At 42.7% G+C, this 14,669-nt stretch carries 16 protein-coding genes, 1 pseudogene and 1 riboswitch; of the genes and pseudogenes, 9 read left to right on the forward strand and 8 right to left on the reverse strand.

Features of this window, described 5'->3' with window-relative positions:
• The first annotated feature begins 64 nt into the window (after positions 1 to 64).
• The 6 genes and pseudogenes from AC6CHU_RS20725 to AC6CHU_RS20750 all read left to right on the forward strand — a co-directional run bounded on the left by AC6CHU_RS20725 (position 65) and on the right by AC6CHU_RS20750 (position 4,743).
• Complete coding sequence (locus AC6CHU_RS20725) at positions 65 to 820, forward strand: exodeoxyribonuclease III (protein ID WP_159866627.1); 756 nt, start codon at positions 65 to 67, stop codon at positions 818 to 820.
• Positions 821 to 904: 84 nt separating this feature from the next.
• Complete coding sequence (locus AC6CHU_RS20730) at positions 905 to 1,162, forward strand: replicative helicase loader/inhibitor (protein ID WP_159866630.1); 258 nt, start codon at positions 905 to 907, stop codon at positions 1,160 to 1,162.
• 51 nt (positions 1,163 to 1,213) lie between these two features.
• Positions 1,214 to 1,313, forward strand: a riboswitch (guanidine-I (ykkC/yxkD leader).
• Positions 1,314 to 1,383: 70 nt separating this feature from the next.
• Positions 1,384 to 1,722 carry a DMT family transporter gene (locus tag AC6CHU_RS20735; RefSeq protein ID WP_159866633.1) on the forward strand — a complete coding sequence of 113 codons (339 nt, stop codon included), beginning with the start codon at positions 1,384 to 1,386 and terminating at the stop codon, positions 1,720 to 1,722.
• The gene (locus tag AC6CHU_RS20740) at positions 1,719 to 2,033 is read left to right on the forward strand and encodes a DMT family transporter (protein WP_159866636.1); all 315 of its coding nucleotides are present in this window, start codon (positions 1,719 to 1,721) and stop codon (positions 2,031 to 2,033) included. The genes AC6CHU_RS20735 and AC6CHU_RS20740 overlap by 4 nt, the downstream gene beginning before the upstream one ends.
• A 1,454-nt stretch (positions 2,034 to 3,487) precedes the next feature.
• Positions 3,488 to 4,330, forward strand: coding sequence for a P-loop NTPase family protein (locus tag AC6CHU_RS20745; RefSeq protein ID WP_159871840.1), 843 nt, complete (start codon positions 3,488 to 3,490; stop codon positions 4,328 to 4,330).
• A gap of 2 nt (positions 4,331 to 4,332) precedes the next feature.
• Positions 4,333 to 4,743: pseudogene (locus AC6CHU_RS20750) on the forward strand (HIT family protein).
• 32 nt (positions 4,744 to 4,775) lie between these two features.
• Here the strand turns inward: AC6CHU_RS20750 and AC6CHU_RS20755 are convergent.
• Complete coding sequence (locus AC6CHU_RS20755) at positions 4,776 to 5,789, reverse strand: AI-2E family transporter (RefSeq protein ID WP_159871843.1); 1,014 nt, start codon at positions 5,787 to 5,789, stop codon at positions 4,776 to 4,778.
• 41 nt (positions 5,790 to 5,830) lie between these two features.
• Positions 5,831 to 6,139, reverse strand: a complete 309-nt coding sequence (locus tag AC6CHU_RS20760; protein ID WP_236566351.1) for a hypothetical protein — start codon at positions 6,137 to 6,139, stop codon at positions 5,831 to 5,833.
• A gap of 106 nt (positions 6,140 to 6,245) precedes the next feature.
• Here AC6CHU_RS20760 and AC6CHU_RS20765 point away from each other — a divergent pair, with 106 nt between their 5' ends.
• Positions 6,246 to 7,091 (forward strand): SDR family oxidoreductase, encoded by an 846-nt coding sequence (locus tag AC6CHU_RS20765; protein WP_159871849.1) that lies wholly within the window; start codon positions 6,246 to 6,248, stop codon positions 7,089 to 7,091.
• Here AC6CHU_RS20765 and AC6CHU_RS20770 read toward each other — a convergent pair.
• The gene (locus AC6CHU_RS20770) at positions 7,079 to 7,420 is read right to left on the reverse strand and encodes a hypothetical protein (RefSeq protein WP_236566352.1); all 342 of its coding nucleotides are present in this window, start codon (positions 7,418 to 7,420) and stop codon (positions 7,079 to 7,081) included. The genes AC6CHU_RS20765 and AC6CHU_RS20770 overlap by 13 nt on opposite strands.
• A gap of 166 nt (positions 7,421 to 7,586) precedes the next feature.
• On the opposite strand from AC6CHU_RS20770, the gene AC6CHU_RS20775 reads away from it, so the two are divergent.
• Positions 7,587 to 8,729, forward strand: coding sequence for a metallophosphoesterase (locus tag AC6CHU_RS20775; protein ID WP_251283015.1), 1,143 nt, complete (start codon positions 7,587 to 7,589; stop codon positions 8,727 to 8,729).
• Positions 8,730 to 8,754: 25 nt separating this feature from the next.
• Here the strand turns inward: AC6CHU_RS20775 and AC6CHU_RS20780 are convergent, their stop codons facing one another.
• The 5 genes from AC6CHU_RS20780 to pxpB form a co-directional block, all read right to left on the reverse strand.
• Positions 8,755 to 9,546: a putative hydro-lyase gene (locus AC6CHU_RS20780; protein ID WP_251283016.1), complete on the reverse strand. Its 792-nt coding sequence runs from the start codon at positions 9,544 to 9,546 to the stop codon at positions 8,755 to 8,757.
• A gap of 20 nt (positions 9,547 to 9,566) precedes the next feature.
• A complete protein-coding gene (locus AC6CHU_RS20785; protein ID WP_159871858.1) occupies positions 9,567 to 10,757 on the reverse strand; it encodes an NRAMP family divalent metal transporter in 1,191 nt (396 codons plus the stop codon).
• 330 nt (positions 10,758 to 11,087) lie between these two features.
• Positions 11,088 to 11,858: a LamB/YcsF family protein gene (locus AC6CHU_RS20790; RefSeq protein ID WP_159871861.1), complete on the reverse strand. Its 771-nt coding sequence runs from the start codon at positions 11,856 to 11,858 to the stop codon at positions 11,088 to 11,090.
• 1 nt (position 11,859) lies between these two features.
• Positions 11,860 to 12,870 (reverse strand): 5-oxoprolinase subunit C family protein, encoded by a 1,011-nt coding sequence (locus AC6CHU_RS20795; RefSeq protein ID WP_159871864.1) that lies wholly within the window; start codon positions 12,868 to 12,870, stop codon positions 11,860 to 11,862.
• Positions 12,867 to 13,577: a 5-oxoprolinase subunit PxpB gene (gene pxpB, locus AC6CHU_RS20800; RefSeq protein ID WP_159871867.1), complete on the reverse strand. Its 711-nt coding sequence runs from the start codon at positions 13,575 to 13,577 to the stop codon at positions 12,867 to 12,869. Before pxpB ends, AC6CHU_RS20795 begins: the two co-directional genes overlap by 4 nt.
• 336 nt (positions 13,578 to 13,913) lie before the next feature.
• Here pxpB and AC6CHU_RS20805 point away from each other — a divergent pair, with 336 nt between their 5' ends.
• Positions 13,914 to 14,636 (forward strand): CBS domain-containing protein, encoded by a 723-nt coding sequence (locus tag AC6CHU_RS20805; protein ID WP_251283018.1) that lies wholly within the window; start codon positions 13,914 to 13,916, stop codon positions 14,634 to 14,636.
• Positions 14,637 to 14,669 lie beyond the last annotated feature (33 nt).

Raw genomic sequence — 14,669 nt, forward strand, 5'->3', positions numbered from 1 at the left:
AACATGACGGTCCATGGTAATGTTGTACTCAGGTATATTTTTTACATAAGGAGATTTATAAGCAATGAAACTTGTATCATGGAATGTGAATGGCATTAGAGCCTGTGTGAAAAAGGGCTTCATCGATTACTTTAAAGAGGTGGATGCAGACATCTTTTGCATCCAGGAGTCCAAATTACAGGAAGGACAGATTGAGCTCATCTTGGAAGGCTATCATCAATATTGGAATTATGCACTGAAAAAAGGGTATTCCGGGACAGCCGTATTTACGAAAAAAGAACCGATATCAGTCCGATATGGATTGGGCAATGACGATACAGAACCAGAAGGCAGAATTCTCACACTGGAGTATGAAGAGTTTTACCTCGTGAATGTGTATACGCCGAATTCTCAGCGGGACCTGGCCCGTCTGCCATACCGGCTTAACTGGGAAGAGCGGATTCTGGAGCATTTACTGGAGCTGGATGCGATGAAACCCGTGATCATGACCGGCGACCTAAACGTGGCACATTCTGAACGGGATCTAAAGAATGCAAAATCAAATCGCGGGAATTCCGGGTTTACCGATGAAGAACGTGATAGAATGTCCAGATTGCTTGGTTCTGGGTTTGTGGATGCCTTCCGCTATAAATACCCGGAAGCCGAGGGAGCCTATACATGGTGGTCGTATATGGCAAAAGTAAGAGAGCGGAATATCGGCTGGCGCATTGATTATTTTATTGTGTCGGAAAAGCTTCAGGAAAAAATAATAGATTCACAAATTCATTGTGACATTATGGGCAGCGACCATTGTCCGATCGCACTTGAACTTAATATATAGAATGGAACCTCTGCTGTTGTGCAGGGGTTTTGTTTTTGAAAAACGGGCAATAATTGAATTAAGATTATCTAAAGGAATGGTTATATGAACAAAACAGAAATGCTGAAGCTTTTTGTTCTTATTGAAAGAGTGTATCCGCCTTTCCGGATCAAAAATGAAATTGTTCATCGTTATTTTGATCACTGTCTGGAATTCGATTATGACACAGCCTTCAACAGCATAAAAGAGCATATCAGGAGTAGCCCTTATCCTCCGCCAATCAGTCAAATCAGCGGCTTAGCTGATCTGGCAGACTGCCGGCATTGGGAAAAAGAATATGTCCTTGCAGATCATTTGAACTGATTTGGATGGAAAATGATCATATAATCTGTTATAATGCCTGTAAATCTAATATAAAAGGTTTTCTAGGGTTCCGCAGCAGAAGCTGGGCTGGTCCGAGAGAAAACTCATAGCTATTATTGCTATGCCACGGAGGGATAAAAGCCTGGGAGATACTGATTATCAGATATCTTCCGGGTTTTTTCTTTTTCCAGGAGAGATTATTTGTTGAAGGGGCTGATTTCATGCAGTGGCTGAAGGTTTTTATTGCTGCATTTTTTGAAGTTTTCTGGGTCATTGGCTTAAAACATGCAGATGATCCATTAACATGGGCAGGGACCATCATCAGCATAACCGTCAGTTTTTATCTGATGATCATGGCGGGAAGGGTGCTGCCAGTGGGAACTGTTTATGCCGTCTTTGTTGGCATGGGCACCGCCGGGACAGTTCTATCTGAAATTATATTCTTCGGCGAACCGCTGAAATTTTCTAAGATCATTCTAGTTCTTGTTTTACTAATAGGAGTCCTCGGTTTAAAGCTGGTGACAAACGAGGACGAATCAAAAGGAGCTGAAAGTTCATGAGCTGGGTGTATCTGATACTTGCCGGGGTTTTTGAAATGACCGGTGTCACGATGATAAACAGCTGGCACCAGAAACGCAACTGGCAATCATTTCTCCTACTGGCTGGCGGGTTTGGCGCAAGCTTTCTGTTCCTGTCTCTGGCTATGAAAGAGCTTCCGATGGGCACAGCGTATGCGGTTTGGACCGGAATCGGCGCCGCAGGTGGAGCGATTCTTGGCATGATCCTGTACGGAGAACCGAAGGATGCCAAACGGATATTTTTTATTGCGATGGTATTAAGTGCAGCCATTGGGCTTAAACTTGTTTCTTAGAAGATTATTGGTGAAATGGTGCCATGCGGCTTTCATGACTACGAAAAGGCAGGGGCATATTCAAAAACGGGCGCCATGGAGGCTTTATGACGACGAAAAGGCTGTGACACATGCAAAAACGGGCGCCATGGGGCTTTCCTGACGACCAAAAAGCTGCGACACATGCTAAAACAGGCTCCATAGAGCCTTTATGGCTACCATAAGGCTGTGACACATGCAAAAACGGGCGCCATGGGGCTTTCCTGACGACCAAAAAGCTGCGACACATGCTAAAACAGGCTCCATAGAGCCTTTATGGCTACCATAAGGCTGTGACACATGCAAAATCGGGCGCCATGGGGCTTTCCTGACGACCAAAAAGCTGCGACACATGCAAAAACAGGCGCCATAGAGCCTTTATGGCTACCATAAGGCTGTGACACATGCAAAAACGGACGCCATGGGGCTTTCATGATGACCAAAAGGCTGTGACACATGCTAAAACAGGCGCCATGGGGCTTTCATGACGACGAAAGGGCTGTGACACATGCTAAAACAGGCGCCATGGGGCTTCCATGATGACCAAAATCCTGTGCTCCTCTCAAAAACGGGCGCCATAGAGGCTTTATGACAACGAAAAGGCTGTGACACATGCTAAAACAGGTGCCATGGGGCTTTCATGACGACCAAAAGGCTGTGACACATGCTAAAACAGGCGCCATGGGGCTTTCATGATGACCAGTAGGCTGTGACACATGCAAAAACGGGCGCCATGGGGCTTTCCTGACGACCAAAAAGCTGCGACACATGCAAAAACAGGCGCCATAGAGCCTTTATGGCTACCATAAGGCTGTGACACATGCAAAATCGGGCGCCATGGGGCTTTCCTGACGACCAAAAAGCTGCGACACATGCAAAAACAGGCGCCATAGAGCCTTTATGACGACCATAAGGCTGTGACACATGCAAAAACGGACGCCATAGGGCTTTCATGACGACGAAAAGGCTACGACACATGCAAAAACAGGCGCCATGGGCTTTCATGCTACCAAAAGGCTGTGACACATGCTAAAACAGGCGCCATAGAGCTTTCATGATGACCAAAATCCTGTGTTCCTCTCAATAACGGGCGCCATAGAGATATTATGATAACCATAAGGCTGTGACACATGCAAAATCGGGCGCCATAGAGATTTTATGAGACCAAAAGGTTGTGACACATGCAAAAACGGACGCCATAGAGCCTTTATGACGACCAAAAGGCTTTGACACATGCAAAAACGGGCGCCATAGAGCTTTTATACAGACCCAAAGGCTGTGACACATGCAAAAACAGGTGCCATACGGCTTCCATGACCGCAAAAAACCCTGGTTTAATACTCCTTCCGCAAAGACAAACAGCAAATAAAACTGTTTGTTTTTCTTTCTATGCCTTACAATAGATCTTGAATTCTAAATATTGCGAAGGTGAATCCATGGATACAAAATTAATATTAATCGAGGGTCTGCCTGGTTCAGGCAAATCCACTACGGCAGCACTGGCCTATGAGGTGCTTCGGCAACAAGGGATCGATGCAGAAGTATATTTCGAAGGGGATCTAAGCCACCCGGCAGATTTTGAAAGTGTCGCTTATTTAACTAATGAAGAGTGGCAGCATTTATTAGAGGAATTTTATACTTTCAGAGAGCTAATTTTAGAGAAAAGCATTTTAGAAGATGATGGCTTTTTGCTGCCTTATAAGAAGCTTGGGTCTAATATGCCGGATTCATTTTATGACAGAGTATTTAAACATGATATCTATGAGCTTCCGCTGGACCAAAATATGAAACTCATCACTCAAAAGTGGGCAAGTTTTGCCAGGCATGCTGAAAGCAGCAATAAAGTCCATATTTTTGAATGCTGTTTTATCCAGAATCCGGTTACGGTCGGAATGATTAAGTATGGGGCTCCTAAATCAAAGATACAGGATTATGTTTTAGCGCTGGAAAGTTCGGTGAAAAAGCTTAATCCATTACTAATTTATATCAATCAGGATGACTTAGACTACTCGTTTAATAGAGCAATAAAAGAGCGGCCGAAAAGCTGGTCAGAGGGTTTTATGCATTATTATACCCAGCAGGGATATGGATTGAAGAATAATCTGAGCGGGGAAGAAGGCACTATTAAGGTTCTTAAAGCAAGGAGACAGGCAGAAGAAGAAATCCTCAATAGCCTGTCTATCCAAAAGGCCGTACTCAATAACTCTGGATATGATAAATCTTCCCATAGAGCTGCATTAGAGAAGTTACTCATAAACTGCCAAGAAAGGAATCCATGAAAATGACACATCAGAAAGCTTGTCCTTTTTGCAGCCCTCACACGGATCCACACCAGAATATCATTTTTGAAAATCGCACCTGTTATTTCCTTCAGCACGATAAAGAGCAGGACGTTTTGGAGGGATGTGGGGTCATTGTGCCAAAGGCTCATCATTCAGATGCCTTTCACCTAACTGCAGAAGAGTAGAAAGATACATATGCGCTTCTCCAAAAAGCGAAGCATTATTTGGATAAAAAGTTTTCACCGGATGGATACACCCTTGGATGGAATGTCGGTGAAGCTTCAAATCAAACTATTCTTCACAGCCATCTGCACATCATTCCCAGATATAATGATGAACCATATGCAGGAAAAGGGCTCAGGCATTGGCTGAAGCAGCCTGATAATAAAAGGGGAGTAGTGAACAAATAAAAAACACACAGCGCGACTGTGTGTTTTTTAAGTTATTGTATTTTTGGCGGATTGCTCTTGACCTCAAGGACATCCAGAAGAAATACAAATACCGGAATACCGACGATAAGGCCCCAAACACCGAAGAAATGCTCTGAGAAAATCAGAACGATGAACGTATAAAATACAGGCAAATCCGTTTTGGAAGACATAAGCTTCGGGTTTAAAATATAGGCTTCTATCGCATGGATCACCATTATCAACAGAAGGATATAAAACACCTGGATAAAGCCGCCGAGAGAATAAGCGATTGTACACAAAGGAACCAGGGAAATAATCACGCCTGCCACCGGGATTAGACCAAGCAGGAAGATAAGTATAGACAAGCCCATCAGGTGTGGGAAGTCCATGATCCATAGGGCAAGTGTAGTCAAGATGCAATTTACTGTGGCTATGACCACCTGTGCTTCAATTACTTTTCCAAATGTTTGCACAAACTTACCGCCAAAATAGGAAATCTCATTATAAAATGCAGCCATTTTGCTGTGTTTGAACTTTAAAGTAAACTCTGTCAATTTAGGCTTTTCAAGCAGGAAGAACAAACTAAGGATCAGGGACAGCAATACTTGAATCGCAATATGGCTAATATCGGAGAAATATTGAAGCAGGAAAGCAAAGCCCTGTTCGAGATACTTTGTAATTTCATTTGTTTCGAGCATTTGCACAATGTATGTGATGACAATATTGTCATGCTTCTGAGTATAAAAGCTCTCAACCTGCTTAAACAGCTGTGAAATTTCAGATATTATTAAAGGAAGGTACTTAATTATCCCGATGGATAACAGGCCGATAATGCCTATATAAAGGATTACAACTGTCAGTTTTCTATTCAGTTTAAATCTCGATAGGACCAGTTTCACGAGCCTATCCATCAAGAAAGAAAAAATAAAAGTAATCAGGATTAAATTAATCATGCTCCTCGACAAATAAAGAGCCAGAACTATAATTCCAAAAATGACGAAGCGTTTAAAGCCATTATTATTAAGTAGTGATTTAATCGTTTCCAATCTCATTCCTCCACACTTTAGTAAGATTCTTCAAGGTTTCATTAAATGCGGAGATAATTACTCTGAAACATGTAAGGGGTCATGTATTCATTGCTTCTCTCGAATGCAATCGATTTTAGATTCTGAAAATACATGCGACGTTCTTTAAATTTAGTTGTTTTTGCGGTTGTTTTGACTGCAGTTATCAGTGTGCTGCAAAAAGCAGGGTTTTTTAGGGCTGGTGAATCAATGACAATGGCATCTCTTCCCGGGTCATTGAAATTAATCGGCTCCTGGCTTTGCTGCACTGCCGGAATCAAACCGGATAATAGCAGAAAAATGCTGATAAATATTTGAGCCACCTTGTTCATCCTCTTATTATCAATATATTTATTATTTTATAATACTTTTACACTTAATTATATATCTATTTACATTTAAAACAAAAAATTCAGCCCAGAGAAAGGATGAAAGTATTTGAATAGGAAATATGCCCTCATTACCGGCTGTTCCAGCGGGTTTGGAATATTAATGGCCATTGAGCTTGCAAAAAATGATTTTCACGTTCTTGCAACCATGAGGAATTTGGATAAACGCCAAATCTTATTGGAGAAAGCTGATAAAGAGGGAGTGCTTAAGCAGATTTTCATTCACGAATTAGATGTCACTTCATCAGCTTCTATTGAAAATTTAAAAAGCCAGCTGCTTCAATTGCCTTCTATAGATGTTTTAATAAATAATGCAGGCTACGCAGGTGCAGGATTTGCAGAAGAAATTACACTGGATGAGTATAGAGCGCAATTTGAAACAAACGTCTTCGGAACGATTGCTGTGACCCAGGCAGTTCTGCCATTCATGCGGGAACAGGGAGCGGGAACCATCATTAACATCAGCTCCATCAGCGGAAGAATAGGTTTTCCGGGCTTATCGCCATATGCAGCCTCAAAGTTTGCGTTAGAAGGCTGGAGTGAATCTCTTAGGCTTGAAGTCAAGCCGTTTGGAGTAAATGTGGTGCTCATTGAGCCGGGATCTTTCAAAACAGGCATTTGGACAACTGGGAAGAAGATAGCGGAGCCATCATTAAAGAAAGACTCGCCATATTATACCTATATGACAAAAATACAGCGGTACCTTGATCAAGGGGAGCCATCATATGAAGATCCGATAATCGTTGCAAAAAAAGCAGTGGACATTATTAGGGAAAGAGAACCCAGACTCAGATACCCCGTCGGAAACGGTGTCGGAACAAGAATTCGCCTGAAACATCTTCTAAGCTGGAAAAATTGGGAGAAAATCATAATGAAAACACTTTATAAAGACTGAGTACTAAACAAATAACCAGTAATGATTAACCCAACGATAAAAAAAGCAAAAGTTCCGGCTAAAAAGGGATTAAGATTAATGAAGAAATTTGCTCTTTCTTCTGTATTCATATGTGTCGCCATGTTTATTTTTGATTTGGCAATTACATTATTTGTCCAGGCATCGCCATGAGAAAATGAAAATAAGCTCAATGCAAATAGGAGAAAACTGCTGTAGGCTAGGGTATCAAGCAGAGGAAAATTAAGTAAAAATGACACGGCGGCTGCTAAAATGGTTTCTAAAATAAAAAATAATATGGCCCAAATCCAAAACTTCCTGTGCATGAGCATAGAAGAACCCCCTCGATTCGTATTTCATTTTATACGTGATATAGGAAAAAATGTTTCAAAATTTTCCTTTTTTTCTTCTTTTTTCTTAAGTCCCCAATCTCTGATTAATTTTCTTGCATCTAGAGAAAATAAGAAAACTAATCTTTGATCGTCTGGGGGAGTTGGAATGAAAAAGGGAATGAAAAAATATACTATCTCACTGATATCATTCATAGCCCTGCTGCTTGTCTGGAACCAGACGGAAGCTGAAGTATCCGGACCGCCAACCATCCATCTGCGCCTGATGGAAACCACTGATCTCCATGGAAACATGATTGGTTATGATTACGAAGACCGCAGGAAAACAGTAGAATTTGGGCTTTCCAGAACAGCCAGCCTGATCAAACAGGCAAGAAATGAGTCTCCTAACTCCCTTTTATTCGATAACGGGGACATTCTGGAAGGCAATGGGCTTGATGAATATGCCTATAGAAGCCATCCACTGGACCTGGCGAATGTCCATCCTGTTTTTAAGGCTATGAATACACTTCTTTATGATGCTGCAACAGTGGGAAATCATGAATTTAATTACGGAATCGATTTTATGGAAGAAAGCCTGAGAGGAGCTAACTTTCCTTATGTGAATGCCAATATCTATGTAGAAGACAGCAACCAGCTTGAGGAGGATGACCTCAATTATTTTAACCCCTACACCATCATAGAGAAGGAAGTAACAGATACATCCGGAGAAAAGCACAAATTGAATGTCGGAGTTATTGGCTTTATTACACCGATTGTTGCTGAGTGGAATAGGGAGTATTTTCGCGGGAACCTAAAAGTAAAAAATATTAAAGAAACAGCCGAGCACTTTATCCCCATTATGAAAAGCAAAGGTGCGGATATCATTGTTGCCCTTGCACACACCGGCCTGCAATCCGATAAAGGGCTGAAGGAGAAAAAAGGCAATTCAGTTCAGGCACTCAGTAAAGTTAAAGGAATAGATGCCATTTTATTCGGACACAGCCACTCTGTTTTTCCTGTTAAAGAAGAGCTGCAGGAGGTGCCGGGAATCGATTTGAAGACCGGAACAATAAATGGAACAGCTGCTGTTCAAGCTGGCTACTGGGGCAATCATCTCGGTCTCATCGATTTAAAATTAGTCTCTGAGGAAGGAGAATGGAAAGTAAAAAGCAGTCTTTCCTCTATAAGGCCTGTATTCAGGACAATCAAAAACAAAAAGAAGGAAGTCATCCCGGCTGATCCGTTGATAGAGCAGATTATGAAAAAAGATCATCAGGAAGCACTGGATTTTTTAAAACACAAAAAATAAAAGGCGCCCAATGGACGCCTTTTTCCTATAAAATCGAGAACTCGTCATTTTTTAAATCAGTAATAAACATATGTCCCGGTGCATGTGTAATCATAATCTCCGGCTTCACATGCATGGCAACTGCCTGGGGAGTTACGCCGCAGGCCCAAAAGACCGGCACCTCTCCATCTTTAATCGTCACGGCATCGCCAAAATCCGGCTTATGTATGTTACTAATTCCGATTGCTTCGGGGTTTCCAATATGGACAGGAGCCCCATGGACAGAAGGGAAGCGGCTAGTCACCTGTACTGCCCGAATAGCTTCCTTCTCTGTCATCGGCCGCATACTGACAACCATTGGCCCTTCAAACCGGCCAGCCTTAACACACTGAATATTGGTTTTGAACATCGGAACATTCCGATTTTCCTCAATATGGCGGATAGGGATGTTATTTTTCAGCAATGCTTCTTCAAATGTAAAGCTGCATCCAATCAGAAATGCCACCATATCATCATTCCAATAAGAATTGATGTCTGTTTGCTCTTCAGTTAACACTCCGTTTTTATATACCCTGTACTTTGGGAGATCAGTTCTGATATCAGCATTAGGTGCAGAGAGCAGAGGAACAGGAGAACCAGGTTCTGTCACATCAATAATCGGGCAGGATTTCGGATTCCTTTGACTGAAAAGGAGAAACTCAAAAGCCAATTCCTTTGGCAGTATGGCAAGGTTAGCCTGGATGAAGCCGTTTGCCATACCAGCTGTCGGCTTATCCCATGCCTTGCTTCGGATCAATTGCCGTGCCTCATCAGGATTAAATTGAGAAGGGGAGTTCATATAAATATCTCCTTTCATACTTATTTAAACAGCTCAGGGATTCCATTAATTAACGAGTAACCACCCATGTAAGCCATGGCAATAACAATTATGACTCCGAAAATCGTCATCCAGAGCGGATGTTTATAATCGCCGACAATTTTGGTTTTATGAGCCGCAATCAGCATAACCCCTAAAGCAATTGGCAGGATAAGACCGTTTAACGAACCAACTAAAACCAGAATTTTGACCGGTTTTCCAATTAAGACAAAGACAAAAGTAGAAATGGCGATAAAACCGACAATCACCCATTTATGATATTTCTCGACGTTAGTGCTCAATGTCCGAATGAATGAGACTGAAGTATAAGCTGCACCGACAACTGAAGTTATGGCAGCTGCCCACATAACGACCCCAAATATCTTATACCCAATATTGCCCGCAGCAAGCTGGAAGACAGAAGCAGGAGGGTTGGATGGATCGAGTGCCAGCCCTTGTGAAATAACGCCCAGCGCGGCAAGGAAGAGGAAGATTCGCATGATAGAAGCGATCCCGATTGCACTTACAGAGCTCTTTGTGACTTCCGGAAGGGCCGCTTTCCCTTTAACACCCGCATCAATTAAGCGGTGGCCGCCGGCAAAAGTAATATAACCGCCGACTGTACCCCCGACAAGTGTGATGATGGCAAGGATATCAATTTTATCCGGAACAAACGTTTTGACTACAGCTTCACCAACAGGAGGCTGTGCTGTAAACATGACATAAAGAGTTAACCCGATCATGACAAATCCTAAAATCTGTGTGAAACGGTCCATTAATCTGCCAGCTTCTTTTACAAGAAAAATGCCAATTGCCAGAATTCCGCTTAAAAGGGCGCCTAATTCAGGCGAAATGCCGAAAATAACATTGGTACCTAACCCGGCACCGGCAATATTTCCGATATTAAAAGCCAGTCCGCCCATGACAATGAGGGCAGCAAGAAAATACCCCAGACCTGGAAGTACATCATTGGCAATATCCTGTGCGCGTTTTTCAGATACAGCGATGATTCGCCAGATATTCATCTGTGCACCAATATCAATAATAATAGAAATTAAAATGACAAACCCGAAGCTCGCAAGCAGGGTTTCTGTAAATACAGTCGTCTGAGTCAGGAAGCCCGGGCCAATGGCTGACGTAGCCATTAAGAAGGCGGCGCCAAGCAATAGACTGGCATTAGATTGCTTTTTCATTCGTTTTCCCCCAATATTTCAATTTGTCTACTTAGTTTATAGTGCAATAAGGCCTGATGGGTGCTATTTATGCTGGCGGGTAGGTTATGAATGGTAATAGTCTGCTTGATGCAATTCCGCCATGAACGGTACTATTCGGCTCGATTAAAGCCATTCGCGCTGACCATACCGCCACAAACGGCACTTTTCGGCTCGATTAAGGCCGTTCGGGCTGACCATACCGCCACAAACGGCATCAATCCGCTCCCTTATGTGCCGTTCAAGCTATCTAACTAACCAAATAAAGTCCATTCACGCTCGGCAAGTCACCAATTCTTCATAAAACTAATTTCATTTCAAAAACTCACTAATTTTCGCCACCTGGATTCCCGCTTCACTAAGTGCCTTCGGAATATATTGGGCAAACTCCAGAGCGCTTTCCCCGTCACCGTGGATACAGATCGTATTGGCCTCGATAGAAACATCGGTGCCCTGTACACAGTGAACTTTTCCTTCTTTAACCATGCGGATTACCTGTTGAGCAGCAGCGCTGTGATCGGTAATAAGGGCATTGCTTTCCCGTCTGGAAGTCAGCGTTCCGTCCTCCTGGTAAGTTCGGTCTGAAAATACTTCATTGGCAGAACGGAGGCCGATTTTCCTGCCGGCTTTAACCAATTCGCCACCAGAGAGACCGAATAGAATGAGTTCCGGATCCACTTTGTATACTGCTTCTGCGATTGCTTCCGATAACGGCGCGCTTTTTGAGGCCATGTTGAACAATGCTCCATGCGGTTTTACATGCTGAAGCCTGCCGCCTTCTGATTTAACAAATGCATATAAAGCGCCAATTTGGTAGACCACCAGGTCATAGGCTTCCTGAGGGGTAATATTCATATCCCTGCGGCCGAACCCGTGTAAATCCTGAAGTCCGGGATGGACACCCAGGCCGACATTTTTCTCAAGCGCCATCCTGACTGTTTTTCGCATTGTCGCCGGGTCGCCAGCATGGAAGCCGCAGGCAATATTGGCTGAGGTAATGTGGTCCAGGATTTCCTCATCGCGACCCATCCTGTAAGAACCAAAGCTTTCTCCCATATCACAGTTAATGTCTACAATGTGCATGTTAATTTCCTCCTCTGATTTTTAATAATATTCCTTGTTTTAATTCCTTCAATTCTATTTCTCTCTTAATTAGCAGCTGCTGAGCCTGTTCACTTGTTATTTCTGTAAATTGCAAAGCATCTCCGGGTTTCGCCTGCGCGAGAAGGGGGAGGTCAACCGCAGCAACCTGCCCAATTTTCGGGTAGCCGCCGGTTGTTTGCCTGTCAGCCAGCAGGACAATCGGATTTCCGTCTGGAGGAACCTGAATGGACCCAAAATTGACAGCCTCAGATATTTGTTCAGCATGCTCTGACAGTGCAAGTGAAAGACCCTTCAATCTATATCCCATCCTGTCCGATTGTGCCGTCACTTCAAAAACATCATTAAACAGCTGGATCCTGCTTTCATGGGAAAATAATTCAAATTGCCGTCCTCTGGTGATTCTGATTTCCGGATTCCCCACATATTCCGGAATGAGTTTTGAGGAAATGCCCCAATCGTTTTCAACGAAATTTTTATCAAGGAGCTGTTTTGACAAGTATCCCGTCATTTTCAAAGACAGAAGAGAAGGTTTGCCTGTTTCCAGCACATCTCCAGACTTTAATGCTCTTCCTTTAAATCCGCCAAGACCCGCACGCAGATAAGTAGATTTACTGTTCATTATTTCTGGTACGGCAAAGCCGCCGGCTGCAGCCAAATAGGCTCTGCATCCTTTTTTGCAGCCCCCGAATTTAAGTTCACTGCCTTTTTTCACAAAAACGGACCGCCATGTCCGAATAGGCTGGCCATTGATCGAAGGGGAAAGGTCTCCGCCGCAGATTGAAATTAATGTATCTTCCTCAAATGCCAGGACAGGACCCATCATCGTTATTTCCATTGTAGGCTCATTTTCTTCGTTGCCGGCCAGCAGATTGGCCATTCGATGTGAAAAAGGATCCATGGCCCCGCTGGCTATGATGCCAAACTTCTGATAGCCGGTTCTCCCAAGATCCTGAATGCTTGAAAGGAGTCCAGGCTTTAGCACTTTAATCATTGCTCCGTCTCCTCCCAATGATGGTATTCTTCCAGACTGATTGGCCTGAATTTAATTTTATCTCCAGCTTTTAAAAGGGTGGGGGATTCATCCATTGGACGAAACAGTTTTACAGGAGTACGCCCGATCAGCTGCCAGCCTCCTGGCGTCTCAATGGGGTAGATCCCAGTCTGCATCCCGGCAATTCCCACTGTTCGCTCAGGTATTTTCAAACGGGGGGTATCCCGTCGGGGTGCGGCAATTTGCTCTGACATCCCGCCGATAAAAGGGAAGCCTGGCGCAAAGCCAATCATATAGACCAGGTAACTGCCTGAAGAGTGAATGTTTATTACTTCATCAGGGGTAAGGCCGTTATGTTCGGCAACATAGTCAAGATCCGGCCCGAATTCTCCTTCATAGCAAACCGGGATTTCGACAATCCTTGCTTCCATTGGCTTTTTTTCTCCCAGTTCTTCCATTAGCGGTTTTATGAGAGAACATATGAAATCAAATGGAAGCTGGCCGCCGGAAAGCTGATATATCTCATATGGATTGTAAAAAATGGTGACTGTGGTATAAGCGGGGATGTATTCTATCATCCAATCTGGAGGATGTTTCTCGAGAAAGGATGTCAGTGTCTGCACTTTTTGATGTGCATCCTCACTGATTTCATTCCCAAGTTCAATAAGAACTGCATTATCTCCTAAAGGATGTACAGTGTATTCCATATTTTCACCGGCTTTCGCTTCAAATATAGTGAGCTGAAGATTCAAAAAAATTATTCAGTAATAATAAATATCCATTTCCAAAGAGACAAAATACACACTTTATTTCTTCCTAAAATAAGGAAAGTCTAGGTTTAATAAGGTTAGAAGGAAAAGGATTATTAGTAGATTTATATATTTATGCAACTTCTTCAGCTAAAGAATATAATATCATATAATAGACTGAAAATTCTATGTGTGCAAATTATTCTGCCGGAAATTGACCCAGATTCTTCAAAGTTTATATCGTCCGCTAATATGGGAATAAAGAAGGATATTATGAATTAGGGAGAGATCACCATGGGAGCAGAACCGGAAATGAACTTATCTGAAAGATTTGAGGCTGCCTTTAACCGAATTCACAAAGCCTTGAAACAATCTGCTAAACAAGCCAGAACAGATAAATTTTATAAACTGATAGAAATACAGAAAAACCATTCGCTGATTCGATTATATGAGGATGATTTACATCAGTTTGCCAAGCTGAGGAATGCTATTGTCCATGAAAAAATTGATCTGGATTATTATATTGCGGAACCTCACCTGGAAACGGTGGAAAAAATCGAACGGATTGCCGGCCATTTTGAAAAGCCCAAAACGGCGATTTCCATAGCTGCGACACCTGTATTTTATTTTTATGAAGATGGAAAGCTTTCAGATGTACTGGCCATAATCAATAAATTCTCTCATTCGCAGTTTCCCATCTACTCAAGGGAAGAGGAATATTCCTGGCTGCTAACCTCAGCAGATATTGTCAAATGGATGGCAGAGCATTTTACTGAAGAGACGATCCAGCTGAAAAAAGTGAAAATCAAAGAGCTCTTCAACAAAAAATCCAAGCATCAAATCGCATTTGCCGGCACGAATACTTCAATATTTGATTTAGAGGATATGTTTGAGGAATCCAGAAATAAAAATGAAAAGCTTGAGGGAATCATTGTTACTGATACTGGAAAGCCGACTGAAAAACCAAAAGGCTTTATTACAGCCTGGGACCTGCTGGAGGCCGATTCAGAAAATTAATACGAAAAAAAGGTGCAGGCAATAGCTGCACCT

The organism is Cytobacillus sp. GQ23, assembly GCF_059758675.1.